Below are 25,048 nucleotides of genomic sequence, written 5' to 3'. Positions count from 1 at the left end.
ACCCGTGACCATCACGAATCGCCCACGTCTAGTGGCCACCGACCTCGACGGCACCATCGTGCGTGACGACGGGTCCATTTCCGCGCGTACGCTCGCCGCTCTGGAGCTGGTGGAGTCCTCGGGTGCGGAGGTGGTCTTCGTCACCGGCCGGCCGCCCCGCTGGATGAAGCGCGTCGCGGAGGTCACCGGCCACCGGGGACTGGCCATCTGCGGCAACGGCGCGGTGGTCTACGACCTGCGCGGCGAGCGGGTGGTGGGCACCCACACGATGGACGTCACCGCCGCGCGCAAGGTCAGTCGGCTGTTGCGCGAGGCGGTGCCCGACGTCACCTTCGCGGTGGAGACCGAGACCGGCTTCATGCACGAGCCGACCTATCCCGCGCTGGAGCGCGACGTGTCGATCGTGCACGCGGTGGGTCCGGTCGAGGAGTTGCTGACCGGCCCGGTGCTCAAGCTGCTCGCCCGACACCACAGCCTCGACCCCGACGTGTTCCTCGCGCTGGCCCGCGACCGGGCGGGGGCGTACGCGGAGTTCACCCACTCTTCCTCGATCGCTCTCGTCGAGATCAGTGCCCTCGGCATCAGCAAGGCCAGTACGCTGGCCTGGTTCTGCGCGCAGCGCGGTATCCGCACCGAGGACGTGGTGGCGTTCGGCGACATGCCCAACGACCTGCCGCTGCTCGCCTGGGCCGGACAGGCCTACGCGGTCGCCAATGCACATCCCGACGTACTGGCGGCGGTGACCCGGCATACCGGGAGCAATCAGGACGACGGCGTGGCCGAGGTGTTGGAAAAGTTGTTCGGCTGAGGGGGCGGCATGGCGGCCGGTTTCGGTGTACGGACCAACCGGCTCCACGAACGCGTGACGCCAAAGACACGCTTACGCGTGAAGGTTGCACAGAGTAGTTACGTGATTGCTCACCGTGACATAGATTGACGCTGTGTATTCCCCCTCTCGGCCAGGGTCCCCACTGGCTGTGACGATCGACCGCTATCGGGTCGGCCAGGCTCTCTCGTTCCGGCCCATCGCCGAGGGCCTGCTCAACCGAGGCTACGAGGTCGTCACCACCAGGGGACGCTGGTTTCTCAAGCACTATCTGGACCAACGACCCGACACGATCCGATTCCAGCACCGGACCACGCAGCGGCTCGCCGCCTGCGGCATACCCGCGATCGCACCGGTGACCGACCGGCGCGGGCGCACCGTACTGTCCTCGCGCGGCCGCTGGTTCGCCCTGTATCCCTGGGTGGACGGCATCCATCGGCGCGGCGCCGAACTCGACGCCCGGGGGTGTACGCGGGTGGGCGCGCTGCTCGGCGGCGTACACGTCACGCTGCCGCGTCTGTTGCCTCCCATCCAGCAGCCGCTCCTCGTCCCGACCGCCGACCCGCACGAATCCCTGGTCACCATCGAGCGCCTGCTCACCGGGATCCGGGCCCGACCCGAGAACGACTCCTTCGACCGGCTCGCCGAACTGCGCCTGATCGAGCGGCGCGCGCTGCTGCTGCGGCACGCGCACCGGCGACCGCGCGACCACGACGCGCCGCACACCGGCTACGTGCACGGCGACTTCCACCCGCTCAACGTGCTCTACCGGGACAACGACCCGGTGGCGATCATCGACTGGGACCGGCTCGCCGCGCTGCCCCACACCGAGGAACTGGTCCGGGCCGCGCTGATTTTCTTCACCGACCGCATCTCGGGGACGCTCGACCTCGACCGGGTGCGCGGCTTCGTCGCCGGATATCGGGCGATCCTGGATCCGGGGCCGACCCAACTCGCCGCCGCCGTGCACCGGTTGTGGTGGGAGCGGCTGAACGACTTCTGGATGCTCACCCGGCACTACCTCGAACACGACCCGCGCTGTGCCCCGTTGTTCCCCGCCTCCGCCGCGCTGATCGTGTGGTGGACGATGGCCTACGACGAGGTATTGGAAGCCTTCCTGGGCTGAGCGGCCGAGCGCCCTCCCGGAAATGAGAACCCGCGCGCGTCACCGATGGTGACCCGCGCGGGGTTCCGGGTTCTCGGATGTCAGTTGGAACTGCCGGTCGCCGGCGGCGACCCGCCGCCCGAACCGCCCTTGGTGGTGTCGCCGGGCTTCGTGGGCGGCGGGGAGGCCGGCTGGCTGTTCGTCTCCGACGGCTTGGTGGGCGGCGGTGAACTCGGCGCGTGTGTCTGCCCCGACGACGTCCCGCCCGGATCCCGCCACGTGTTCGTCGGCGTCGAGGTGGTCCGCTGGGTCTGCTGCGGGCTGCTCGGCGGCGTGCTCGCGGTCGGCTTGCTGTTGGTGTCCGTGGTGGCACCGACCGACGCCGCCGGTTGTGCGCCTTCGCCGCCGTTGGTCTGGCCGCTCTGCTTCTCGTCCGTCTTCGACGGGCTGTCGTCGTCGCCCGGAAAGCCCTTGACCAGGAACACCGCGCCGACCGCGATCAGGACCACCGCGAGCGCGGCCACCAGGTAGAGCGGCAACTTGCGCTTGGGCCGCCCCGAGGCGGGTGCCACGATCGGCAGTTGCCCAGTGCCGCCGTCGTTGGCCCCCGGCTGCCGCGTGCCGTCGGCGGGCCGGCCCGCCAGCGGCGGCATCGCCGCGGTGGCCTCGGTCGATCCGGTCTGCGGCGACACCGCCGTCGCCCCGGGGGCCACCTGGCTCCACGAGCCGAACTCGGGCCGCTGACCCTGCTGGGTCGGCACCCGCGGCGGAACCGCCACCGAGACCTGCTGACCGGCCAGCGCGCGGCGGATGTCCATCCGCATCTCGTCGGCCGTCTGGTAACGATCGTCGGGGTTCTTGGCCAGCGCCTTCAACGCGATCGCGTCCAGGTGCGGCGGCACGCGCGGATCCATCATCGACGGCGGGCGCGGATCGTCCTGCACGTGCTGGTAGACCACGGACAGCGGGGTGTCCCCGTTGAACGGCGGACGCAGCGCCAGCAGTTCGTAGAGCAGGCAACCGCTGGAGTACAGGTCGCTGCGCGCGTCGACGGTGCGGCCCAGGGCCTGCTCCGGCGACAGGTATTGCGGCGTGCCCATCACCATGCCGGTCTGGGTCATCGTGGTCGCCGCGCTGTGCATCGCGCGGGCGATCCCGAAGTCCATCACCTTGACCGCGCCCGAGTTGGTGATGATCACGTTCGCGGGCTTGATGTCGCGGTGGATGATGCCGTGGCGGTGGCTGTACTCCAGCGCCTCCAGGATCCCCTCGGTGACCCGCAGCGCCTGTTCCAGCGGTATCGGATTGCCTTCGCCGAGCAGTTCCCGAACGGTGCGACCCTCGACGCACTCCATCACGATGAACGGCACCAACTCGTCGCCGACCCGGTCCTCGCCGGTGTCGTAGACGGACACGATCGCGGGGTGGTTCAGCGACGCGGCGTTTTGCGCCTCGCGGCCGAACCGCGAGCGGGCGACCGGGTCCTGGGCCAGGTCCGGGCGCAGCGTCTTGACCGCGACCGTGCGGCCTAGCCGCACGTCGTGGGCCATCAGCACCTCGGCCATGCCGCCTCGACCGAGTTGGCGACCGAGTTCGTAGCGGCCGGATCCGACCGTCTTCACCTGTGTGCCGGACGCCTCGCGGTCGTCCGGTCCCTTCGGCGCGGTCATCGCTCCTCGCCCTGCACGTCGGGGCGACCCGCTCGGGGCCGCCGAACTGTGGCGATGCGGTCCGCCGCGAGCAGGGGAGAGCGGAAAACACCACGGGAGCGGGGGAGCACGACGGTTCCAACGATCGGCCGGCCACAAAGGCACGCCGTCTCGGGCGTCGGGGTTGTGGCCGGGGACTCGGCGATCATCCTCGACAGTCCCCTCACGTGGCGTCGGGGCTGCGGCCCGCGCCCATGTGCTGATGAAATGTGGTGCATCCTCGCGTCAAGTCCCGAAACGATACCGGGATCGGCGGTACTCCGGTGCGGAGAGCCCATGGTAACGGGATTCCGGACTCCCGGCCGAGGGCTTCCGCGGGCCGGGCCGACCCCGGCGTCCGGGCCGGGCGACCCATGGGGCGCGCGGCCTCGGGTTCAGCGCAACATCAGGATGGACGCGAGCACGGCCAGTACACCGAGCACCGTCGCCGCGAACGCGGCACCGGCGCCGGCCCGGCGACCGTGCCCGCCCGGTGCGCTGTGCGCGCCCGCCGAACGGGCCCGCGGCCCGAAGCCGGACAACACCCGCGCCCACGGCGGGCCACCGATCGGCGGGCGGCCCGGGCGGTGCCCCATCGGCCCCGGCACGGGCGCCGGTCCCGGACCCGGCCCGGCCGGCCGCGGCGGCCCGCCCGCGCCGTACAGGACCGAGTCCCAGACGTTCTCCGGCAGGATCCGCCGCACCGACTCGCGCATCCGCCCGGCGGTGTCGAAGCGCAGGTGCGGGTCCTTGCGCAGCGCGTGCAGCACCAGGTCGTCTATCGCGCCCGGCAGATCGGGGCGGTACGCCGACGGCGGGGTCGGGTCCTCGCGCATGTGCCGGTACGCGATGTGTACCGCGGTCCCGCCGTCGAACGGCGGCACACCGACCAGCAGCTCGTGCAACAGACAGCCCACCGAGTACAGGTCGCTGCGGGTGGAGGCGGGATGCCCGAACGCCTGCTCGGGCGAGAAGTATTGCGGCGTGCCCATGATCCGACCGGGGTCGGTCAGCGCGCCGTCGGTGACGAACAGTGCGCGGGCGATGCCGAAGTCCATCACCTTGACCGCGCCGTCCGGGGTGATCATCACGTTGACCGGCTTGATGTCGCGATGCACCAGGCCACGATCGTGGCTGTACTCCAGCGCGTCGAGCACCTTGGCGGTGATCGCGAGCGCGCGCGGCCAGGGCACCGGGCCGTGCGCCTCCAGCAGGTCGCGCAGGGTGATCCCGCGCACCAGCTCCATCACGATCCACGGCACCAGCACCCCGTCCTCGCCGGGGTCGGCACCGGTGTCGAACACACGGACGATGGTGGGATGGTCCAGCGCCGCCGCGTGCTCGGCCTCGCGGGCGAAGCGCGAACGCGCGACGGTGTCCTCGGCCAGATCGCTGCGCAGCCGTTTGACCGCGACGAGCCGATCGAGCATCAGGTCGTGTGCCTCGTGCACCACGGCCATCCCGCCGCCGCCGATCCGCCGTCCGGTGCGATATCGCCCGCCACCGAAGACGCGCCCGCTCGCCCGAGCCGGGTCCCCCGAAACGGTCACCGTCAGGCCGCCCTCCACGCTTCACGACTCGGGCACGACGGCCCCGCGAGTCGACCTACCGAACAGCGCTCCCGTCGTACCGCCGACAGCCTGTCAGAGACCCGACGCGAGCGCACCGGGGCGGCGCCGGGCAGGCGCCGCCCCGATCCGCCCCGCGACGGTGGGGGCCCGGACCCGTCGTCCGGACGATCCCGAGGGCTCCGGACGATGCCGAAGGCTAGAGATACGGACCCGACTGGGTGTGCGGCGGCTCGCCCTGTCCCCCGGGTCCCACGCCGGGCGGCAGCGCCCGACGCATCGTCTCCAGTTGCGCGCGCGCCGCCATCTGCTGGGCGAACAGCGCGGTCTGGATGCCGTGGAACAGCCCTTCGAGCCATCCCACCAATTGTGCCTGCGCGATCCGCAGCTCGGACTCGCTGGGCACCGAGTCGTGGGTGAACGGAAGCGACAGGCGCTCCAGCTCCTCGACCAGTTCCGGGGCGAGCCCCTTCTCCAGTTCCTTGATCGAGCTGGCGTGGATCTCCTTCAGGCGCACCCGGCTCGCCTCGTCGAGGGGAGCCGCGCGCACCTCCTCGAGGAGCTGCTTGATCATGCTTCCGATGCGCATGACCTTCGCGGGCTGTTCGACCATGTCGGTCACCGCGAGTTCACCGCCCTCTTCACCGAGGCCGCCGCCGAGCGCCATGCCATCCGGCCCGACGATCACCACCTGCGGGTTCTCACCATTCGCTTCGCTGTTCGGCGTATCCATGCATCTCATCCTAGGAGCGCCGGGGGGTTATGCCGTCCTCCCGCGCAGCACCGCGCGCGATCGTGTCAAAAGCGCCGCGAGCAGGCCCGCGAGCAGCGGCGGCACGACGACCGGGCCGGCTCGGAGTCAGTTGCCGGAGAACGGGCCCCGGCAGCGGAAGTCGAACGTGTAGCGCTGGGTCTGGGCGTTGGCCACCGGCTGCAGGATCAGTAGTTGCACCACGCCGCTGACCTCACCGAGCAGTTGCGGCGGGATCGGCCAGGGCACGGACAGGCTCTGCTGGCGCGGCCCCGAGCCGGTGAAGCGCATGATGTCCGGCGGGAACACCCGCACCTTGTCGTAGACCCACTGATAGACCACGTCGCCGGGGCCGACCCCGTCCACGAGCACGGTCCCGATCAGCTGTATCTGTTCGAGCCCGTTGCACCACACGTAGGAGCCGTTCGCCCGGTCGGCGACGATCCGCAGGTCGGTCACCCGAAAGCGCTGGCCCAGCGGGGGCGGGCTGCCCGGATCGCCGCCGCCGGTGGTGGGGGTGCCGCCCGATCCGCCGGTGGCGGGTTCGCCGAGGGGGGACGAGGTACCGCCCGTCGCGGGCCGATTGCCGGAACCGGTGTCCTGTGCGGCCCGGGGGGCCATGGTCTCGGTCACCGTCATCGTGGGCACCGGGACCGGCTGACCACCGGCGTTCGGCTGCCCGGCGGGCGCTGGCAAAGTGCCGCCGGTCGGGGTGGGGGTGGCCTCGATGCTCTGGTCCTGGGCGGGCAGTTGCGGCGGGATGTCGGCCGGACTCGGCGCGGCCCCGTCGTGCCGGGCCCGGACCCCGGGTCCGGCGCCCCAGACGTTGGTGAGCACGAGCAGCGTGATGAGGGCCAACGCGATGATCGTCGGTGCCACCGGAATCCGCCGGTGAAACCCGCGGATCGACCACATCACGCCTCCTCCCCCCACCATCGGACGGACGTCGCCGGAAGGTAACCCCGTATCCCGATCCGCATCCTCGACGAGCCTGCACCCTTCATCCGCGATGCGCCAGACACACAGTCTGCCCGGCGGGACCGACGCCCGTCCTGCCGCTCAGCGTCGTCGCGGCGCAGGGGAACACCGGACGAGCAGTCCACCGGCGCAGACGATACCGGCTCCTCCGAGGGCGATCAGAGTCAAATTCACAACGCTTGGGCCGGTTCTGGGCAGGGTGGGCGGCGCATCGAAGGCCGGAGGGGTGGCGGGAGCGGAGGCGTCGGTCGAGGTGTTCGGCCCGGCCTCCACCAGATACCACGCGACGACTCGCCCGCCGGAGCGCACGGCGTACACCCCGGGTCGATCGTCCCCGGTGATCTCCGCCCCCCAGGATCGAAGCGCGTCCAGACCCTCGGTCCCCCCGGTGAGCAGGAGTTCCCGCTCGACGTCGAGGACCGCCTGCCCCGACTCGTCGGTCACGGGCCGGACACCGTGTCGGGCCAGCCGGTCGAGCAGCCGATCCCACTCCTGTTGGGTGGGCGCGTCGGTGATCGGCGCGGGTTCGGCCGGCGTGGTGGGCACCACCGGCTCCTGCGGCGACACCGGCGGATCGGGCCGCAACCCGGGTGCGGCGGGCGCGCGACCGTGCGGGCCCGCCGGTGATCCCGCGTCGGTGGCGGCCTGTTCCGCGGGCGGCGCCGATCCGTCGACCGGGACGGGCGGGGGTACGGGCGCCGCGCTCGCGAGCGCGGCGAAGCCGGGGAGGACGTGGACCGCCGCGCACACGCACCCGGCAGCCAGTCGACGCGCGAAGCCGCCGGGGGTAGGCATGTCGTCAGATTAAGGAAAATCGACAAAAGTCCCATCCAGCGACATACGCCGCACCGGTGCGTTCATCCGATTTTCATTCGTCCGGCGGCAGATCGGCCCACCTCCCCCGCAAGCTCCCGTCAGCGCACCCGCAACACGACCTTGCCGATGTGTCCGCTCTCCTCGAGCACGCGGTGCGCGTCGGCCGCCTCGGCCACCGGCATCACCCGGTCCACGATCGGCACGACCCGCCCGGCCGCCACCAGCGGCCACACGTGCTCGCGCACCGCCGCCACGATCGCCGACTTCTCCGCGACCGGCCTGGCCCGCAGCGAGGTCGCGGCCACCGCGGCCCGCTTCATCAACAGCTTGTTGAGGTCCAATTCGCCCCGGGTGCCGCCCTGGAGCCCGATCACCACCAGTCGCCCGTTCACCGCGAGCGCGTCCACGTTGCGGTCGAGGTACTTCGCGCCCATGTTGTCCAGGATCACGTCGACCCCGGCGCCGGCGGTGGCCTCCGCGACGCGGGCCACGAAGTCCTCGCCGCGGTAGTCGATGGTCACGTCGGCACCCAACTCGCGGCAGCGCTCCAGCTTGGCGGCCGATCCGGCGGTGGTCAGGATGCGCGCGCCGGCCACCTTCGCCAGTTGGATCGCCATCGTGCCGATGCCGCTGGATCCGCCGTGCACCAGGAAGTTCTCGCCCTTGCGCAGATGGGCCACCATGAACACGTTCGACCAGACCGTACAGACCACCTCGGGCAGCGCCGCCGCCGAGATCAGGTCCACCCCCTCGGGCACCGGGAGCAGTTGGCCGGTGGGCACCCGCACCCGCTCGGCGTAGCCGCCGCCCGCGAGCAGCGCGCACACCTCGTCGCCGACGGCCCAGCCGGACACGCCCGCGCCGACCTCGACGATCCGGCCCGACGCCTCCAGACCGGGGTATGCGGAGGCGCCCGGCGGCGGCCGGTAGAACCCCTGTCGCTGCATCAGGTCGGCCCGATTGACCGCCGTGGCGGCCACCTCCACCAGGACTTCGCCGGGTTCGGGTTTCTCGTCCGGGACCTCGCCCCAGGTCAGTACCTCGGGTCCGCCCGGCTCGGCAATCGTGATGGCGTACATGCCCCCAGCCTATGAGTCACCCGGCTTGGGACGGGGCTTATGGGTCTTGATCACCACGAGTCGGTCACCCGCGCCGAGCACCGCCGCCTCCGGATCGTCGTGCCGCAGCGTGCGGTGTCCGCGCACCACGGCCACCACCAGATCACCGCACTCGCCCGGCGACTTGCCCGTCTCGTGCTTGTCGAGCGGCCGCTCGACCAGGTCCATGCCCTCGCCGTAGTGCATCAGGTCCTCCATCACCTCGCCCACGTTCGGGCTGAGCATGGAGACCCCGAGCAGCCGGCCCGCGGCGCTGGCGGTGGTGACCACCGAATCGGCGCCGCTCTGCCGGATCAGCGGCGCGTTCTCGTCCTCGCGCACGGCGACCACGATCCACGCGCGCCGGTTCAACTGCCGTGCGGTCAGCGTGACCAGGGCCGCGGTGTCGTCCCGATTGACCGACACGATGATGTTCCGCGCCCGCTCGACCTCGGCCCGGCGCAGCACCTCCGCCCGGGTCGCGTCGCCGGAGACCACCACGAGCCGGTCGTCGTCGCTCGCCTCGGCGACCGCCTCGGGGTCGGAGTCGACCACGACGATGTTCTCGCGCGAGACGCCCTGTGCCATCAGCGTGTGCACCGCGCTGTATCCCGTCGTGCCGTAGCCGACCAGGACGGTGTGGTCGCGCAACGTGGACCTCCAACGGTTGAGCCGCAACTGCTCCCGGGTGCGCTCGGTGAGCACCTCGAGGGTGGTGCCGACCAGGATGATCAGGAAGACCACCCGCAGGGGGGTGATCAGCACCACGTTCACCAGGCGGGCGCCGTCGCTCGCGGGGGTGATGTCGCCGTAGCCGGTGGTGGAGAGGGTGACCGTCGCGTAGTAGACCGCGTCGAGGAACGAGACGTGCTCGTCCACCGTGTCGCGATAGCCGTCGCTGTCGACGTAGACGACCAGGATCGTCAACGCCAGCACCAGCAGCGCCATCCCGAAGCGGCGCAACACCTGCACCAGCGGCCCGGGTCGGTCCTTGGGGATGTGGACGGTCGCGCCCGCCTGACCGGCCAGGCCCGCCGGCCCCTCGGCTCGCTTGCGCAGCGCCGGCAGCGGTCGGGTCAGCGCGCCGCGCGGCCCGCGCCGATCGGCCGGGCGGTCGTCGGGAACACGCACCGTCCTCACCGGGGCGCCGCCAGCACCTCGACCGGATCGCCGGCGCGCACCCCGCCCGGCGGCACCACCGCGATCCGGTCGGCGACCGCGAGCCCGCGCAACATCGCCGGTCCGGCGAAGGCCAGCGGCCGATCCCCGCGCATCGGCACCAGGCGGGTGTCGTGCGGGTGACCGGCGATGTCGGCACCGGCCCGGATCCGGCGCGGGCGCGGTTCGGGCCGCCCGGACAATCGGCGCAGCAGCGGCACCGCGAGGGTGAGCATGCCGGCGACCGCGGCCAGCGGATTGCCCGGCAGGCCGACCAGATACCGCCCGGCGCCAGGGCGTTCGCCCGGCAGGTGGGCGAGCAACATCGGATGCCCGGGACGCACCGCGACGCCGTCCACGAGGACGTCCGCGGCCAATTCGGCGAGCAGCCCGTGTACGTGGTCGCGCGGACCGTCGGCGGTACCGCCGGTGGTGATCACCACATCGGCCCGCGACCCGCTCACGTGGGCGCGCAGCGTGTCCGGATTGTCGCCGACCCGGCGCACCCGCAGCAGATCGGCGCCCAGGGTGCGCAACCACGGCGTGATCAGCGGGCCCAGCGCGTCCCGGATCCGGCCCTCCCGAGGCAGCCCGGAATCCAACAACTCATCGCCCAGCACCAGCAGTTCCACCCGGGGCCGGTCCACCACGACCAGTTCGTCGTAGCCGGACGCGGCGGCCAGGCCGGTCACCCCGGGAGTGACCGTGGTGCCCGCCGGCAGCAGTTCGTCGCCGCGTCGGCACTCCTGCCCGCACGCGCGGATGTCGGTGCCCTGCTGGATGTGCGCGTCGGCGAAGAGCGTGCGCCCCTCGACCCGGCTCTGTTCGCTGCGCAGCACGGCGGTGGCCCCGTGCGGCACCCGCGCGCCGGTGGCGATCTCCACCGCGTCCCCGTCGCGCATCACCCCGATCTCTCCACCCGGGTCGCCCGCGAGCAACCGGCCGCGCACCCGCCACGGCCCGGGACCGGCGACCGCCCAGCCGTCCATGGCGGAGGTGTCGAAGGAGGGCAGGTCGGTGAGCGCGACGATCGGCCGCGCCAACACGTGATCGCGCGCGTGGTGCAGGGTGCGCGAGACCGCGGGCAGCGGTCGCCCGGCCGCGCGCGCGGTGGCCCGGGCCTCCGGCCAGCCGAGCGCCGACGGCACCGGCGCGTGCGGTTCGGGGCGCGGCACGGTCCGGCTCTCCCGAGGAACCATCAGGCGTCCGGTTCGGCGTCGGGGCCCCGACGCTCGGCGAGTTCGCGCGCCTGCCGCAACGCCTCGGCCACCGCGTCGGCGCCGCCGCCGCGCATGGCCGCGGCGTAACCGACCAGGAAGGAGGTGAGCGGCGCGGCGGGTCGCTGCACGTTGTGCGCCGCCACCCGGGTCATGTCGAGCAGCGCCGCGATGTCCACGTCCAACTCGATGCCCAGTTCCTGCTTGACCGCTTCGGTCCACTCGTCCAGGCCAGTCATGTCTCTCCTCTTCGGGGCTGTGTCCATCCTCCCCGACCGTGCTCGCGCGTCGCGCACATCCGCCCAGGTGTCGCAGTCGAAGGCGGCGTCGGGACCGGCCTGGATCCGGCGCGTCGCGAGCGGGCCGACCACCCGGCGCAGCGCCGCCCCGGCGGGCTCGCCCAGGCCGGCGAGCGCGGTGCGCAGCGCGGCGGTGCGGTAGGCGGCGAGCAGGTACTGGTCGCGCCCGTCGGCGTCGACCGCGACCACGCCGGCCGGCGCGTCGGGCTCCCGGTCGGGACCGAGCGCGGCCACCAGGCGGTCGAGCAACGCGGCGGACAGGAACGGCAGATCGGCCGCGAGCAGGACCACCGCGTCGGCCCGCACGGCGGGCAGCGCGGCGGCGAGCGCGGCCACCGGGCCGCCGCCGGGCGGGTCCTCGCGCACCCACACCACCTCGCGGCGGGTCGGCCGGCGCGGGCCCACCACGATGGTGCGCTCGGCGCCGGCCGCCGCGGCGAGCACCCGGTCGAGCAGCGGGACACCGGCCACGAGCAGGCCCGGCTTGTCCGCGCCGGCCAGCCGCCGGGCCGCGCCGCCGGCGAGCACGATGGCGTCGTGGCCGCTCACGTCGCCTCCGCCCGTGCCGGCGCGTTCGCGGAGGTGCAGGACCAGCGGAAGAGGGCCATGCCGACGCTGGTGGCCAGGTTGTAGCTGGAGACCTTCGGCCGCATCGGGATGGCCACACGTCGGTCGGCCCGTCCGCGCAACGCCGCGGAGACGCCGTGTCGTTCGGTGCCGAAGGCGAGGACCGCGTCGTCGGGGATGTCGGTGGCCCGCAGGTCGTCGCCTTCGGGGTCGAGCACGAACAGCGGCCCGTCCGGCAGCTCGTCGAGGTCGACCCGGGCCACCCCGGTGGCGAAGTGCAGTCCCGCGCTGCCCCGGATCACGTGCGGATGCCACGGGTCGAGGTCGCCGGTGGTCAGCACGGCGGCGGCGCCGAACCCGGCGGCCAGCCGGATCACCGCGCCGACGTTGCCCAGGTTGCGCGGATTCTCCAGGAGCACGACGGGCGCGGCGCGCTCGCCCGGGGGCGCCGGTCCGGGACGCCGGGCGAAGGCGAGCACTCCGGTGGGGCTGCCGCGCGGAACCAGTTCGCGCAGCAGGGGCTCCGACACCTCGATCGCCGTCTCGTCCAGGTGTTCGCCCACGTCGGCCGCGAGTTCGTCGGCGAGCGCGCGGACCGCGGCCCGGTCGGTGGTCATCACCAGGGAAACCTCCGCGCCGAACCGCAGCGCGTGCTTGACCGCGTGAAAGCCGTCGAGCAGCACCACCCCGGGCTCCGCGGCCAGCCGGCGCGCCCGGGCATCGACGTCGTGGGGGTCCATGGCAGCAGCCTAGGACCCGGCGCGCCCCCGCCCGACCGGCGCGGCGCGGGTCGGGCGGGGCACGGTGGCTTCGGTCAGGCGCGCGTCGCGGTCGGCGACAACCCCGCCGGCCCGTCGGACGGGGGCGGCACGGCCGGCGGCCGGGGATCGGCCGGCGCCTCCGCCGGCGGCGCGGGCCCGCGCCGCAGCCGGGCCGCGAGCCGCCCGATCACCCGCGAGCGGGTCCAGATCAAGAACGCGGTGGGCAGGAACAGCGCGTCGCCCACCGACATCGACGCGGAGAACGCGGGCAGGCCGAGCAGGACGGCGATGCCGAAGTGCATGCCGAGCAGGATCACGATCGCGACGTACTTGACCCGCTTCGCGAACAGCATGAAGACGAAGCCGACCTGGACGAACACCGTCAGGTAGGCCAGCACGACGCCCATCTCGGTGTTCGCGGCGAGTGTGTGGCTGACCCCGGGCCACGGCGCGAAGTACTCCAGGTTCAGCACGTAGTGCATCGCCGTGCCGTCCTGCCAGTACGAGCCCTGCACCTTGTACAGACCGGCCGCGCCGTAGATGAAGCACACCTCGGCGGCGATCACGAACAGCGCGCAGTTGTGCACCGCGGTGACCAGGCCGGCCCGTACCTGCTCCACCTCGCGCGGCAGTCGCCACAGCGCGCCGAAGACCACGAGGATCCCGGGGAGCCAGATCCATTGGCACACGAACGCGAAGGAGAACTCGGGGTGCACGGCCCACGAGTCGGCCCGGCAGGTGGTGCCGAGCACGACCATGGCGATCAGCCCGACGAGCACCCCGACCTCGTGCCCGGGACCGGTGCCCGGGCGCACCCCGGTGCGGCGGGCCCGGCGGGCGTCGAGCGACCACACCCGTCCGCAGGCGGTGAAGGCGAGGTAGATCGACATCAGCAGCAGGACGGTGTCGCCGCCGTCGGTCATCAGGATGGAGCGGCTGTTGAACGACACCACCATGACGGCGAACAAGACGCCCGTCGCCCGGGTGTGCCAGCCGAGCACGAACAGCGCGCTGACCACGATGGCGGCCAGGTAGACGCCCTCGAACCACCAGCGCGAGTCGCTTTCGAGCAGCAGACTCACGCCCTCGATGCCGTTCAGCAACTCCCGGGCCATGTCCGGCGACCAGGCCGACCGATCGCCCCAGATCTCCCGGCGGTTGAGGTACTCGCGGAGCAGGCCGACCAGGAACACCAGGCCGTAGCCGATCCGCAGCAGCGCCGCCTGGTGCACCGCGAAGGTACGTGTACTGATCGCGTCCAGGGCCCCGACCAGCGCGCGGCCGGCGGCGTCCTCCACGCGATGGAACGGGCTCGCCGCGTCGGGCGGCCGCGACTCACCGGAAGTCATCGGGCTTCGTCTCCCACCAGCCGAGCGTGCGGTACGAGGTCGTCGGCCCGGGGCTCGCGTCGGGCTTGCCGATCGCCGTGGTCGCGACCCGGATCCGGATGGACTCCAGCGAGCGGTTCAGGCCCGCGTCCTGGAAGCGGTGCACCACGATCCGGCGCAGGTAGCGCTGGGTCAGCGGGCCGCGGCTGCCGATCGCCGACTCGTCCTTGGCGTCGTGGCTGTCGGCGTAGCTGGACCAGGCGCGCCGGATCATGTTCTGGTCGGCCTTGCTCGGATACGGATTGCCCCGGATGTGGTTCAGGTCGTCCAGGGTCAGGTCGGACCAGTCCGACTCGACGACCGCGCCGTCCGGACCGCGCACCCGCGACTGTGCCTGCACGCGGAAGTTCTCCGACATCGGATTGGGCGCGAACAGCGCCCAGTTCTGCTCGAAGTAGGGGTAGATCCAGGTGCCGGTCTCCTTCTGGTACTCCTGACTCAGCGCGTTGCTCGGCGCCACGTGCAGGAACACGAAGAAGACGTGGACGAGGGTCACCAGGATCGCGAGGACGGCGAACACCGCCGTGACCGAGCGCACCGCGATCGACCGGCGCTCGTCGGCGGGCACCGCCGTGTCCGTCGGCACGTCGACGGCAGAACGCTCCCCCGCCTGTTCCGGGATGCGGACGGCGGGCGATGGTGTGCCGGGTGCCGGACCCGGATCAGTCGTCGGTCCGCCGGTCGCGGTGCCCAGCGCCGCCGCCTCGGACCCGACTGTCGGCTTCGACCGATCCACCGGTTGCCCGGGCACCGCGTCGTCAGGCGACTGCATGCCTCTCCCGTGGTCGATGGGTCCGATCCGGACCCGTGCGCCCGGCACGCTACCGGGTCCGGTCGGCGGGGCGTACCGAAACTCCCGCCGACCACCCGTTCCCCACGGCTTTCGCGACCGCGGCTCACAGGTCCAGCACGTGCTCCCGGTCGTGCGCGCGGTAGCGCCCGATCAGCTCCTCCCGCCCGGCGTCGTCGAGCGGGCGATAGGCCCCCTCGCGCTCGGGACGCCACCACACCTCGTCCGTCGTGCGAAATCCCTCGCGGCGCAATCCGACCTTGTGCACCTTGTTGGTCGCGGTGGTCGGCACCGTGTCCACCACCCGCACGAACGTCGGCGCCATCTTGGTGCCCAGGTCCGGCTGTTCGGCGATGAACGCGGCGAACTCCCCGGGGTCGAAGGCGGCCCCCTCGCGCACCTGCGCGGCCGCCATCACCAGGTCTCCGGTCACCGGGTCCGGCACCCCGTACACGACCACCACCTCGAACGGCGCGTGGCGGGCGAGGATGCCCTCGATCGTGGCCACCGCCAGGTTCTCCCCGTCCACCCGCAGCTTGTCGTCCGCCCGCGCGGCGAAGTAGAGGTACCCGGCCGCGTCCCGGTAGAAGTGGTCGCCCGTCCAGTAGCGGCCGTCCCGGGACCGGGCGGCCGACGCCTGCTCGTTGCGCCAGTAGCCCTCGAACCCGCTGCGCCCGGTGTTGACCAGTTCTCCGATCGCGGCGTCCCCGTTGACCAGCCGACCCGCCGCGTCGAACTCGGCCCGCGCGCACTCCTCGCCGGTCGCCGGATCGAGCACCGCGGCGTGCTCCGGACACGGACCGACCGCGCCCGGGGGCGTGCCGGGCCGCCGGTTGACGCTCATCCCGCCCTCCGAGGAGCCGTATCCCTCGGTGAGCGCGCATCCGAAGCGCGCCTCGAAGCGCGCCATGTCCACCGCGCCCGCCTCGGTGCCGAACCCGGCGCGCAGCGGGTTGTCCCGGTCGTCGGGCCGCTCCGGGGTGGCCAGCAGATACGAGATCGCGCGCCCGACGTAGGTGAAGTAGGACGCGCCGTAGCGGCGGACGTCGGGCAGGAACGCCGACGCGGAGAATCGGCGGCGCAGCGCGACCGCGCCGCCCGCACGCAGCGCCGGCGCCCAGTTCGCCATCAGCGCGTTGCCGTGGAACATCGGCATGCACACGTAGTTGACGTCGTCCGGGCCGAAGCCGAACTGCGCGGTCAGCGCGCTGCCCGCGCCGGCCAACCGGCCCTGCGAGCAGATGACCCCCTTGGGCGCGCCGGTGGAGCCGGAGGTGAACACGATCAGCAGCCGGTCCGACGGCTCGACGCTCCGGGTGGGCAGCGCGGCGTCCGCGTACGGCCGCAGCAGGTCGGCGTAGCCGGGGTCGTCGACCACCAGGATCCGCTGCGCCGGGATGCCCAGTTCCAATCCGTCGAGCAGCGGCAGGTGCGCCCGCTCGGTGACCAGGACGGCGCACTCGGCGTGGGTGATGTCGCGCGCCAACTCCGCGCCGCGGCGTGTCGAGTTCACTCCCACGAGGGTGGCTCCCGCCACCGCCGCGGCGGACAACCAGAGCGGGAATTCGGGCACGTTGTCGAGCAGGACGCCCACGTGCGGCTCGACTCCGCGCGGCAGCAGGTCGGCGAGCAGCGCGGCCCGGGCGGCGGCGTCGCGGGCGATCCGGTCGTGCGTCCAGGTCAGGTCCTCGAAGTGCAGCCCGGTCCGCTCGTCGCCCCATTGGCGATGTACGAGTTCCGCGATCGTCACCATGCCGCACTCCCTCACCGCGATCCGGCCCCGCCGGGTCTGATAGACCGTTAGATCTGATGCACCGTCATATCCTTGGCCCGCATTCTTGGCAAGATCAAGAACCGCGTCGTGAGGGATGGGCGTTCTCGGCAGGTTCCAGCAAGCGTTCCGAAGGGACGGGCATGAACTCGAACACCAGGCCGCTGCCGCCGGCCTCGGCCACCGCCCTCGCCGAACTGATGGCCGGCACCCTGCCCGGGCCGGAGAGCGTGACCCCGGAAGCGCTCGACCTCGCGGACCGGGTGCGGGATCTGGTCGAGGCGGTGGTGTGGACCGACGTGGACGCGGCGGTGCGCGCGGACGCGGCCGGGCGGATCGCCGAGCTGACCGCGCTGCTCGGCGCGGCCCGCCGCCCGCAGGCGGTCTCGCTGATCCGGTACCCGGACGGGCGGCTGGAGCATCTGACCCAGATGGGCTCGGGACGGCTCAACCCGCAGGCGCCCCGGCTGGTGTTCGCCGAGGTCACCCCCAGGCCCGACGCCGCGGCGGAGCCCGCTCCGGTGGAGATCCACGCCCGATGCACGCTGACAGCGGCACACGGCGGCCCGCCCGCGCGTGCGCACGGCGGCATCGTGGCGGTGATCCTGGACCAGCTCCTCGGGGTGGCCGCGTCCGCGGCCGGGGCGCCGGGGCTGACGGCCGGCCTCGACATCCGCTACCGCCGGGCGACGCCCTACGACGTACCGCTGGAGCTGACCGGCCGCTGGACCGGTCGCGAAGGACGCAAGAGCTTCGCGACCGGTGAGATCCGCGCCGACGGGGAGGTGACCGCCGAGGCGACCGCGGTGTTCATCGCGGAACGGCGGTCCTGAGCCGAACGGCCGTCCCGAGCGGAGGCGGCGGCGCGGCGGGCCTCAGACCACCGCCGGCGCGGCCTCGGTCTCGCTCACCATCGGCCGCCCCGCGGCCTCCCAGGCGAGCATCCCGCCGTCCACGTTGATCGCGTCCCAGCCCTGCTCGCCCAGATAGTGGGTGACCTGCGCGGACCTGCCGCCGACCCGGCACATCACGTACACCCGGGTGTCGTGCGGCACCTCGTCGATCCGGTCGAGCAGCGTGCTCATCGGGATGTGCCGGGCGCCGGCCACATGACCGGCGTCCCACTCGTGCGCCTCCCGTACGTCCAGTACGAAGGCGTCGTCGGGAACCGCGGCGGCGGCCACGGCCGGCGGGGGCGACATGTGCATCGGATCTCCGGGAGGTCAGGCGCCCGGAACCCGTCCGGCCGCGCTCATCGCACATTGTCGGTCATCGGCGCCGCGCACAGGTGCCCCGAACGGGCGAACCGCCCGCTCGTCCCCCCGACACACGCGCGGACGGGGGCGGCCCGGGCACCGGCCGCGGCGGCCGATCACGGCACCAGGGTGCCGAGCACCTTCTCCTTCTCCGCGATGTCGTGCAGGAGTTGGTCGGCCAGATGTTCGAGCAGACCGTCCGGATCGTCGGGGGCGAGCTGGAGCAGCTGCCCCATCGCACCCGCCATCAGCTCCTCGCGCAGCCCGGCCAACTCGGTCCGGCGATGGGTGAGCCAGGCCAGCCGGCTGCGCAACCACTGCCCCCGGCCCTCGGTGCCCGGACCGCTCGCACCCTCCGGAGACGTGGCCCATTCCGTACCCAACGCCAGGAGCTCGGTCACGTCGCCGCGCGCGTACGCGGCGTTCACCCGGGCGATGAAGGCACCCCGGCGCTGCTTCTCCTCCGGATCCTGGACCAGGTCCGGGTGCGCCCGGCGGGCCAGCTCGCGAAACAGCTTGCGCGCCTCGGCGCCGGGGCTGACCCGGTGCACCTCCGGCACCGGCATCGATTCCTCGGCCGAACCGCCCTCCGCGCCGGGCGCCCCGTCGAGGGCGCCCAAAAGCGAGTCCAAGTCCGGCATGTCCGTGACCACACCACGCAATTCGACCGCGCGCCGGATGTCCGCGGGATCGCCGGTGTGCGCCGCGATCGCCTCCGCGATCAAGGCGTCCAACTCGTCCAGCCGCTCGTAGAGCGGACCGAGCCGGCGGTGGTGCACGATCGCCAGGTTGTCCAGCTCGACCTGAAGGGTCGTCACATCCACTTCGTCGTCGAGCAACGCGGTCTCCTCGGCGGCGACCTGTCGCTCCAACTCGGCGATTTCGGGGTCCGACCAGGGGGTCGGCGCGCTGACCTCGTCCATCACGTCCCTTGTGTGCTGTTCTGTTCCCGCGCGACACCGGCCGGCGGGCACCTCTGCCGGACTTTGAAGATCAAATCACTCGCAACACCCCCCAGCAGCCTATGTGGTAGGGCAGCATGGTCAGGCCGTCCCTGGCCAGTCGATCCAACAAAGCAGTTGGCTAGAGGGGATAAGATCCAGCCATGCCGCCCGACACCGCACGCACCCGAGCCAAACTTCTCGACGCCGCCCGCGCGGAGTTCGCCGAGCACGGCATCGCCGGCGCCCGCGTCGACCGCATCGCCCTGCGCGCCGGGGTGAACAAGGAGCGCATCTACGCGTACTTCGGCAACAAGGAGCAGCTCTTCCAGCACGTGCTGACGGAGTCGCTCCAAGAGCTCAACACGGTCGTCACGATGCCCAACGACGACCCGGCCGAGTACATCGCCCAGGTGTACGACTTCTACTGCGCCCGCCCGGAATTGCTCCGGCTGCTGGTGTGGGAGGCGTTGTACTACGGGCACGACCCGGTTCCGGACGAGGAGCGGCGAGTCACGAGCTACGCCGCGAAACTTCAGGAGTTCGCCGATCACCTCGGCGTGAAGCCCTCGCCCGACGTCGCCCAGCTGCTCTACTCGCTCATCGGCGTCGCCGCCTGGCAACAGACGATGCCGCAGATGTCGCGGGTACTGCTCGGGGCCGACTCGGAGTCCGAGGAGGCCCGGGCGAACCGGCGCAAGCACCTCATCGAGTTCACGCGAGCGTCCATCGCGTCGATGAAGCAGTCATAGTGCGCACGGCCGGATGAAGGGTCCACCCTTCATCCGGCATGCCCACGAACGTGCCGTCCTTCCGGCGCGCTCTCCTCGAAGGAAGGCACGGTCGGGGCTCGCCCTCCCCCGGGCACCCCGCACACGCGGCGGCCGGCACACCCCATGCTCCCGCCGCCCGCACGCCCCCGTCCCCCGCCCGCTTTCCGCCCCGAAGGCGCGGCCGGGAGCGGCGACCGCGCCGGAACACCCCGCCGGCCGGTCCACGACACGAAGCCCTCGTGCGCGGCAACGCGCACGAGGGAATCGCCCCGAGTCGTCCCACGCCTCCGGCTCGGTCGCCCCGGTCAGACCCCGGTCTCGGCCGGCAGCCGTCCCGAGCGCACGGCGGCGAGCAGTTGTTCGTGGTCGGCCTCCGTCCGATCCGCATATCGCACCGCGAACCGCGCGAACGCGTCCTCCAGCCGGTCGTTCTTCCCGCAGTAGCCGGCCAACACCTGCGGGTCCACCGAGTGGCTGTGCGCCCGGGCCAGCAGCGCGCCGGTCATCCGCGCGTAGTCGTCTATCTCGTGCGCGGCCAGCAGCGTCGCGTCGATGCTGCCCTTCATATTGCGGAACCGCCGCACCATGAAGTCGCGCCCGTCGATCGAGGTCCAGCCGAGCAGCGCGTCGGTGCCGGCCTGCATCCACTTCTGCCCGACCACCACCCGACGCCCCTCGTGCTCGACCCGGGTGGGCGGCAGATACGGCGCCAGCGCCGACGGACGGGCCTCCTTCACCTGCAGCACCAGCGGCTCGTCACCGTTGCCCAGGAGCAGCACCACATAGGCCCGCGTGCCGACGCTGCCGGTACCGACCACCCGAAACGCCACGTCCTCCACCGCGAACCGGGCCAACAGCGGCCGCCGCTCGGTGGAGAGGGTGTCCACGTAGCTCTCCAGGCCGCCCGCCACCGCGCGGGCGAGGTCGTCGTCCACCGCGGTGAGCACCGGCGGATCGGGGACGAAGTGCCAGGTGCCGTCGGAGCGCCGCGCGGTCGACTTGGCCGCGAACCGCGCGCTGGTGTTGCGCCGCGCTTTCGCGGTGACCTGCGCCAGCAGCCCGGACAACTCGTCCGCGTCCGCGTGCGCCACCAGCGAGTCGTCGGCGATCGCGTTCCAGGCCTGAAGCACCGGCATCCCGGCGAGCAGCGCCATCGTCCTGCGATACGACGCGGCGGCGTCGTAGGCCGCCGTGTGACACGCGTCCTCGTCGAGCCCGCCGACCCGACCCGCCACCACGAGCGAGGCCACCAGCCGCTTGAGGTCCCACTCCCACGGTCCCTGCACGGTCTCGTCGAAGTCGTTGAGGTCCATCACGAGCCGACCCTCGGCCGTGCCGAACACCCCGAAGTTCGCCGCGTGCGCGTCACCGCATATCTGTGCGGTCAGCCCCGTCACCGGCTCCGCCGCCAGATCCGCCGCCATCAACCCGGCCGCCCCGCGCAGGAACGCGAACGGCGAGGCCGCCATCCGCCCGATCCGCAACGGCACCAGGTGTTCGAGCCGCCCGACGTTGGAGCGCTCGACGCTCTCCACCACGTCCGGACGATCCACCGCCGGCTCGAACGCCGCGTGCGCGGACCGCGACACCCGCTTGCGCAGGCCCTTGCCCAGCGCCTTGGACGCGACATCCGACCTGTCCCGAAAACCCGGAACGGGAAATTCCCGCCCCATCGAAGTCCCCGACATGTACCGATCCTCCCCGGACGCAGCCCACGACCGGCCATGCACGACACACGGCCCGACATACGAAAAGGCCCCAGGTCGATGACCTGGGGCCTTTGCTCGGTGCGCGAGGGGGGAGTTGAACCCCCACGCCCTTTCGGGCACTGGAACCTGAATCCAGCGCGTCTGCCTATTCCGCCACCCGCGCGAGCAATCAAAGATTAGCACGGGCCCGAGGCCCATTACGAATCCTTACCCGCAGCCCCCATGGCTCACACCATGAGCATCCGTATGGCCACCCTGAGCAACCAACGGTTCATCTTTCCGTACCGGGATCCCCACGACCCCCGCCTCTCCGGCATGCTTGCCCTGCACCGTACGGTGAACGGGCTTCGACCCGGGCCACGCACACGGTCGCGGCACAACTACTGCAAGCGAGCCACCGAGGGGTCGACAGGGTGTAGGAATCCCTGTGGAAGCCAACACTCCTTACAGTGGCCACGGTAGGGAACCGCGCCCGTTTCCCACGCGTGGATACGATCAGTGAGCAGACTGTAGGACCGGACCGGCCGATCGCGTACGGAAGGAGGTGCCCGTGGGTCCCCTGAAGAAGTTCGAGCAACGGCTCGAGGGCCTGGTCAACGGCGCCTTCGCCAAGGCGTTCAAGTCGGATGTCCAGCCCGTCGAGATCGCCAGCGCGCTCAAGCGCGAGTGCGACAACAACGCGACGATCTGGAACCGAGACCGCACCATGGTCCCGAACGACTTCGTCGTCGAGCTCGGACAACACGACTATGAGCGCCTGAGCCCGTACGTGCAGCAACTCGGCGGTGAGCTGGCGACCGTGGTGCGCGACTACGCGCAACAGCAGCGCTACTCGTTCATCGGCCCCGTCGAGGTCCACTTCGAACATGCCGACGATCTGGACACGGGTCTGTACCGGGTGCGCAGTCAGGCACTCGCGGGCAGCCAGTCCCACCTGGAACAGCAGCAGCAGCCCCCGCAGGCATCGCCCTTCCCGGGCGGGGGGCCGCAACCCGAGCAGCCACCGCAGGGTTATGGATACGGTCGACCCGGCGGGCCACCCCCGCCCGGGGTGCCCGCACCACCCCCCTTCGGCCCGCCCGGGACCCCGGGAACGCCGCCCCGGCCACAGCCGGGGGAGCAGGCCGGCTACGGTCAGACTCCGCCGCCGGCACCGCGGCTGCGTACCTGGCTGGAGGTCAACGGGGTGCGTCACGAGCTCACCGCCCCGGTCGTGAAGTTGGGCCGCAGCACCGATGTGGAAGTTCGCGTCGACGATCCGAGCGTTTCGCGGCACCACGCCGAGATCCGCGTAGGCGCCCCGGCGTCGATCACGGACCTCGGTTCGACCAATGGGATCGTCGTCGACGGCCAGCACTGCCAACGTGCCGGCCTGCGGGACGGATCGCGCATCGTGCTCGGCAGCACCACTGTCGTGTTCCGCCAAGCCGAGGGGTGACAACGGGCGCATGTCTGAGCTGACCCTCACCGTTATGCGGTTGGGTTTCCTCGCTGTGCTGTGGTTGTTCGTGATCGTCGCCGTACAGGTGATCCGTAGCGACCTCTTCGGCACACGCGTGACCCAACGACCCACGCGGCGCAGAACCGCCGCGCCGGCCGCAGCCGGAGGAGGTGCCACTCCGCCTCCGCAGGCGCAGCCGGCCCCGCCTCCGCAGCGGCAGCAGGCCCGGCCCCGCCGCGGCCAACGCAACAACAGCCCGAGCAAACTGGTGATCACCGAAGGCTCGCTGACCGGCACGACGATAAATCTGACGGATCAGCAGATCACCATCGGCCGGGCGCACGACTCGACCATCGTGTTGGACGACGACTACGCGTCGAGTCGGCACGCCCGCATCTACCCTGCGCCCGACGGCAGCTGGGTGGTCGAAGACCTCGGGTCGACGAACGGTACCTACCTGGACCGTACGCGCCTGACCGGTCCGACCCCCGTGCCGCTCGGTGCGCCGATCCGCATCGGCAAGACCGTTATCGAGCTGCGCAGGTAGCCTGAATGAGCCTCTCTCTCCGCTTCGCCGCCGGATCCCACAAGGGCATGATCCGAGAAGGCAACGAGGACTCCGGGTATGCCGGTCCTCGCCTGCTCGCGGTCGCCGACGGCATGGGCGGGCAGGCAGCGGGCGAAGTCGCCAGCTCCGAAGTCCTGTCCACCATCGTCGAACTCGACGAGGACGTGCCCGGGGCCGACCTGCTCGACGCGCTGCGTTCGGCGGTCGATCGTGCCAACGACCGACTGCGCGTGATGGTCGACGACGATCCCCAGCTCGAGGGCATGGGGACCACGTTGACCGCGCTGTTGTGGACCGGGAGCCGACTCGGCCTCGCCCACATCGGCGACTCCCGCGCCTACCTCCTGCGTGACGGCGCCCTGGAGCAGATCACCCAGGACCACACCTGGGTGCAGCGCCTGGTCGACGAGGGTCGGATCACCGAGGAGGAGGCCGACCACCATCCGCAGCGCTCGCTGCTGATGCGCGCGCTGGACGGGCGCGGCCACGTCGAGCCGGACCTGTCGGTGCGCGAGGCCCGGCCCGGCGACCGGTACCTCATCTGCAGCGACGGCCTGTCGGGGGTGGTCAGCCGGGAGACGATGGAGACCACCCTCCTCACCTACGGCAATCCGAACGACGCGGTCCAGGAGCTGATCCAGCTCGCGCTGCGCGGCGGCGGCCCGGACAACATCACCTGCATCGTCGCGGACGTGGTCGACCCCTCCGACCAGCCCTCCGACAGCCCGATCGTGGTGGGGGCGGTCGCGGCCGTGGTGGACGACACCACGACGCTGCCGACCACCCCGGCCTCCCGGGCCCGGGAGCTGACCGCCGGCGAGTACGAGACCGAGGCCCTGGTCTCCGAGCCGGGCAGCCGGCGCAAGCCCAAGCCGAAGTCCACCCTGCGCAAGACGCTGCCCGTCTGGGGCGGCGTCGCGGTGCTGGTGGCGGCGCTCGGCGGCGCCTACTACTGGACCCAGACGCAATACTTCGTGGCCGACAAAGGAGACCACGTAGCGATCTACCGGGGGATCGACTCGAAGATCCTGGGCCTCAACCTCGCCAGCACGTACCAGAGTTACGACGACCTGAAGTTGTCGCTGCTCGGCCAGACCAATCGGGACGCGGTCAACAGCACGCTGGACGCGTCCAGTCTGAGCGAGGCCCGGCACACCATCGACCGGCTCAAGCGGCAGGCCGACGTGTGCCGCAGGTCGTACGCGGCGCAGGACATGAGGAAGAACGAGACTCCCGGCAACCCGGGCGCCCAGCCGGCGGGCAGCGTGGACGCGTTCCCCCAGCAGGTCCAGGGCCTCCCCGCGGCGCTGCAGACCAACCTGCCCGCCGCCAAGCACACCTCGACCACGGCCTCGCGCAGCGGCCGGAGTTCGACCGCGCCGCCCACCGAGCCGGGTGGTCGGGGCAAGGGCGGCACGACCATGAGCCCGAGTGCCCCCCCGAGTTCGGCACCACCGAGTACGACACCACCGGCGGCGACACCGGAGGCACCCGGCGCGGGACTGAGCGCCGAAGAGGCCGAGTTGGCCAAGCAGTGTTATCCGCGACCGGCCGGAACCGCCGGAACGAACTGAGGGGAG

At 72.0% G+C, this 25,048-nt stretch carries 23 protein-coding genes and 1 tRNA gene; 7 read left to right on the top strand and 17 right to left on the bottom strand.

Features of this window, described 5'->3' with window-relative positions; all coding sequences use genetic code 11:
* Positions 1-4 precede the first annotated feature (4 nt).
* Positions 5-808 carry an HAD family hydrolase gene (locus tag B4N89_RS15075; RefSeq protein WP_235618623.1) on the top strand — a complete coding sequence of 268 codons (804 nt, stop codon included), beginning with the start codon at positions 5-7 and terminating at the stop codon, positions 806-808.
* A gap of 169 nt (positions 809-977) precedes the next feature.
* Positions 978-1,952, top strand: a complete 975-nt coding sequence (locus tag B4N89_RS15070) for a phosphotransferase (protein ID WP_078976353.1) — start codon at positions 978-980, stop codon at positions 1,950-1,952.
* Between the two features lie 80 nt (positions 1,953-2,032).
* Here the strand turns inward: B4N89_RS15070 and B4N89_RS15065 are convergent, their stop codons facing one another.
* From B4N89_RS15065 to B4N89_RS15005, 13 genes are all read right to left on the bottom strand, one after another.
* A complete protein-coding gene (locus tag B4N89_RS15065; RefSeq protein ID WP_078976352.1) occupies positions 2,033-3,601 on the bottom strand; it encodes a protein kinase domain-containing protein in 1,569 nt (522 codons plus the stop codon).
* 413 nt (positions 3,602-4,014) lie between these two features.
* Complete coding sequence (locus B4N89_RS15060; RefSeq protein ID WP_143657971.1) at positions 4,015-5,169, bottom strand: protein kinase domain-containing protein; 1,155 nt, start codon at positions 5,167-5,169, stop codon at positions 4,015-4,017.
* A gap of 217 nt (positions 5,170-5,386) precedes the next feature.
* Positions 5,387-5,920 carry a bacterial proteasome activator family protein gene (locus B4N89_RS15055; protein WP_078976350.1) on the bottom strand — a complete coding sequence of 178 codons (534 nt, stop codon included), beginning with the start codon at positions 5,918-5,920 and terminating at the stop codon, positions 5,387-5,389.
* A gap of 126 nt (positions 5,921-6,046) precedes the next feature.
* Entirely contained in the window at positions 6,047-6,817 is a 771-nt protein-coding gene (locus tag B4N89_RS15050; RefSeq protein WP_143657970.1) for a hypothetical protein, read from the bottom strand.
* A 180-nt stretch (positions 6,818-6,997) separates the two neighbouring features.
* Positions 6,998-7,711, bottom strand: a complete 714-nt coding sequence (locus tag B4N89_RS15045; RefSeq protein WP_143657969.1) for a hypothetical protein — start codon at positions 7,709-7,711, stop codon at positions 6,998-7,000.
* 119 nt (positions 7,712-7,830) lie between these two features.
* The gene (locus B4N89_RS15040; protein ID WP_078976347.1) at positions 7,831-8,811 is read right to left on the bottom strand and encodes an NAD(P)H-quinone oxidoreductase; all 981 of its coding nucleotides are present in this window, start codon (positions 8,809-8,811) and stop codon (positions 7,831-7,833) included.
* Between the two features lie 9 nt (positions 8,812-8,820).
* On the bottom strand, positions 8,821-9,858 hold the full coding sequence (locus B4N89_RS15035; RefSeq protein ID WP_235618919.1) for a potassium channel family protein: 1,038 nt from the start codon (positions 9,856-9,858) through the stop codon (positions 8,821-8,823).
* Positions 9,859-9,965: 107 nt separating this feature from the next.
* A complete protein-coding gene (locus B4N89_RS15030; protein WP_078979369.1) occupies positions 9,966-11,162 on the bottom strand; it encodes a molybdopterin molybdotransferase MoeA in 1,197 nt (398 codons plus the stop codon).
* Positions 11,163-11,185: 23 nt separating this feature from the next.
* Positions 11,186-12,052, bottom strand: a complete 867-nt coding sequence (locus B4N89_RS15025) for an NTP transferase domain-containing protein (RefSeq protein ID WP_078976345.1) — start codon at positions 12,050-12,052, stop codon at positions 11,186-11,188.
* The gene (locus tag B4N89_RS15020) at positions 12,049-12,810 is read right to left on the bottom strand and encodes a TrmH family RNA methyltransferase (protein ID WP_078976344.1); all 762 of its coding nucleotides are present in this window, start codon (positions 12,808-12,810) and stop codon (positions 12,049-12,051) included. Before B4N89_RS15020 ends, B4N89_RS15025 begins: the two co-directional genes overlap by 4 nt.
* Before the next feature lie 74 nt (positions 12,811-12,884).
* Complete coding sequence (locus B4N89_RS15015; protein ID WP_078976343.1) at positions 12,885-14,180, bottom strand: HTTM domain-containing protein; 1,296 nt, start codon at positions 14,178-14,180, stop codon at positions 12,885-12,887.
* Positions 14,167-14,991: a DUF5819 family protein gene (locus tag B4N89_RS15010; RefSeq protein WP_078976342.1), complete on the bottom strand. Its 825-nt coding sequence runs from the start codon at positions 14,989-14,991 to the stop codon at positions 14,167-14,169. Before B4N89_RS15010 ends, B4N89_RS15015 begins: the two co-directional genes overlap by 14 nt.
* A gap of 124 nt (positions 14,992-15,115) precedes the next feature.
* Entirely contained in the window at positions 15,116-16,762 is a 1,647-nt protein-coding gene (locus B4N89_RS15005) for an AMP-binding protein (protein WP_078976341.1), read from the bottom strand.
* Positions 16,763-16,923: 161 nt separating this feature from the next.
* On the opposite strand from B4N89_RS15005, the gene B4N89_RS15000 reads away from it, so the two are divergent.
* Positions 16,924-17,613, top strand: coding sequence for a PaaI family thioesterase (locus tag B4N89_RS15000; protein ID WP_078976340.1), 690 nt, complete (start codon positions 16,924-16,926; stop codon positions 17,611-17,613).
* A gap of 42 nt (positions 17,614-17,655) precedes the next feature.
* Here B4N89_RS15000 and B4N89_RS14995 read toward each other — a convergent pair whose 3' ends face one another.
* Together B4N89_RS14995 and B4N89_RS14990 are read right to left on the bottom strand one after the other, a co-directional pair.
* Positions 17,656-17,988 (bottom strand): rhodanese-like domain-containing protein, encoded by a 333-nt coding sequence (locus B4N89_RS14995; RefSeq protein WP_078976339.1) that lies wholly within the window; start codon positions 17,986-17,988, stop codon positions 17,656-17,658.
* 164 nt (positions 17,989-18,152) lie between these two features.
* Positions 18,153-18,959, bottom strand: coding sequence for a hypothetical protein (locus B4N89_RS14990; RefSeq protein ID WP_078979368.1), 807 nt, complete (start codon positions 18,957-18,959; stop codon positions 18,153-18,155).
* A gap of 182 nt (positions 18,960-19,141) precedes the next feature.
* On the opposite strand from B4N89_RS14990, the gene B4N89_RS14985 reads away from it, so the two are divergent.
* On the top strand, positions 19,142-19,729 hold the full coding sequence (locus tag B4N89_RS14985) for a TetR/AcrR family transcriptional regulator (RefSeq protein WP_078976338.1): 588 nt from the start codon (positions 19,142-19,144) through the stop codon (positions 19,727-19,729).
* Positions 19,730-20,055: 326 nt separating this feature from the next.
* Here the strand turns inward: B4N89_RS14985 and B4N89_RS14980 are convergent, their stop codons facing one another.
* Together B4N89_RS14980 and B4N89_RS14975 are read right to left on the bottom strand one after the other, a co-directional pair.
* Positions 20,056-21,438: a DUF2252 domain-containing protein gene (locus B4N89_RS14980; protein WP_414646368.1), complete on the bottom strand. Its 1,383-nt coding sequence runs from the start codon at positions 21,436-21,438 to the stop codon at positions 20,056-20,058.
* Between the two features lie 100 nt (positions 21,439-21,538).
* Positions 21,539-21,622: transfer RNA gene (locus B4N89_RS14975), tRNA-Leu, on the bottom strand.
* A 387-nt stretch (positions 21,623-22,009) separates the two neighbouring features.
* Here B4N89_RS14975 and B4N89_RS14970 point away from each other — a divergent pair.
* From B4N89_RS14970 to B4N89_RS14960, 3 genes are read left to right on the top strand one after another with little or no spacing between them, the layout of a single operon-like run.
* Complete coding sequence (locus B4N89_RS14970) at positions 22,010-22,897, top strand: FhaA domain-containing protein (protein WP_078976336.1); 888 nt, start codon at positions 22,010-22,012, stop codon at positions 22,895-22,897.
* A gap of 10 nt (positions 22,898-22,907) precedes the next feature.
* A complete protein-coding gene (locus B4N89_RS14965) occupies positions 22,908-23,447 on the top strand; it encodes an FHA domain-containing protein FhaB/FipA (RefSeq protein WP_078976335.1) in 540 nt (179 codons plus the stop codon).
* 5 nt (positions 23,448-23,452) lie between these two features.
* The gene (locus B4N89_RS14960) at positions 23,453-25,042 is read left to right on the top strand and encodes a PP2C family protein-serine/threonine phosphatase (RefSeq protein ID WP_078976334.1); all 1,590 of its coding nucleotides are present in this window, start codon (positions 23,453-23,455) and stop codon (positions 25,040-25,042) included.
* The last annotated feature ends 6 nt before the right edge of the window (positions 25,043-25,048 follow it).

It is taken from the genome of Embleya scabrispora (genome assembly GCF_002024165.1).
Taxonomy (GTDB): Bacteria; Actinomycetota; Actinomycetes; order Streptomycetales; family Streptomycetaceae; genus Embleya; species Embleya scabrispora_A.
This window is presented reverse-complemented; position numbering and strand designations above follow the sequence as displayed.

Coding starts and splice junctions, on each gene's coding strand:
- B4N89_RS15010 (WP_078976342.1), bottom strand. CDS start 14,991: ATGCAGTCGCCTGACGACGCGGTGCCCGGGCAACCGGTGGATCGGTCG.
- B4N89_RS14995 (WP_078976339.1), bottom strand. CDS start 17,988: ATGCACATGTCGCCCCCGCCGGCCGTGGCCGCCGCCGCGGTTCCCGAC.
- B4N89_RS14960 (WP_078976334.1), top strand. CDS start 23,453: ATGAGCCTCTCTCTCCGCTTCGCCGCCGGATCCCACAAGGGCATGATC.
- B4N89_RS15015 (WP_078976343.1), bottom strand. CDS start 14,180: ATGACTTCCGGTGAGTCGCGGCCGCCCGACGCGGCGAGCCCGTTCCAT.
- B4N89_RS15040 (WP_078976347.1), bottom strand. CDS start 8,811: ATGTACGCCATCACGATTGCCGAGCCGGGCGGACCCGAGGTACTGACC.
- B4N89_RS14965 (WP_078976335.1), top strand. CDS start 22,908: ATGTCTGAGCTGACCCTCACCGTTATGCGGTTGGGTTTCCTCGCTGTG.
- B4N89_RS14990 (WP_078979368.1), bottom strand. CDS start 18,959: ATGGACGAGGTCAGCGCGCCGACCCCCTGGTCGGACCCCGAAATCGCC.
- B4N89_RS15055 (WP_078976350.1), bottom strand. CDS start 5,920: ATGGATACGCCGAACAGCGAAGCGAATGGTGAGAACCCGCAGGTGGTG.
- B4N89_RS15000 (WP_078976340.1), top strand. CDS start 16,924: ATGAACTCGAACACCAGGCCGCTGCCGCCGGCCTCGGCCACCGCCCTC.
- B4N89_RS14985 (WP_078976338.1), top strand. CDS start 19,142: ATGCCGCCCGACACCGCACGCACCCGAGCCAAACTTCTCGACGCCGCC.
- B4N89_RS14980 (WP_414646368.1), bottom strand. CDS start 21,438: ATGTCGGGGACTTCGATGGGGCGGGAATTTCCCGTTCCGGGTTTTCGG.
- B4N89_RS15020 (WP_078976344.1), bottom strand. CDS start 12,810: ATGGACCCCCACGACGTCGATGCCCGGGCGCGCCGGCTGGCCGCGGAG.
- B4N89_RS15065 (WP_078976352.1), bottom strand. CDS start 3,601: ATGACCGCGCCGAAGGGACCGGACGACCGCGAGGCGTCCGGCACACAG.
- B4N89_RS15045 (WP_143657969.1), bottom strand. CDS start 7,711: ATGCCTACCCCCGGCGGCTTCGCGCGTCGACTGGCTGCCGGGTGCGTG.
- B4N89_RS15005 (WP_078976341.1), bottom strand. CDS start 16,762: ATGGTGACGATCGCGGAACTCGTACATCGCCAATGGGGCGACGAGCGG.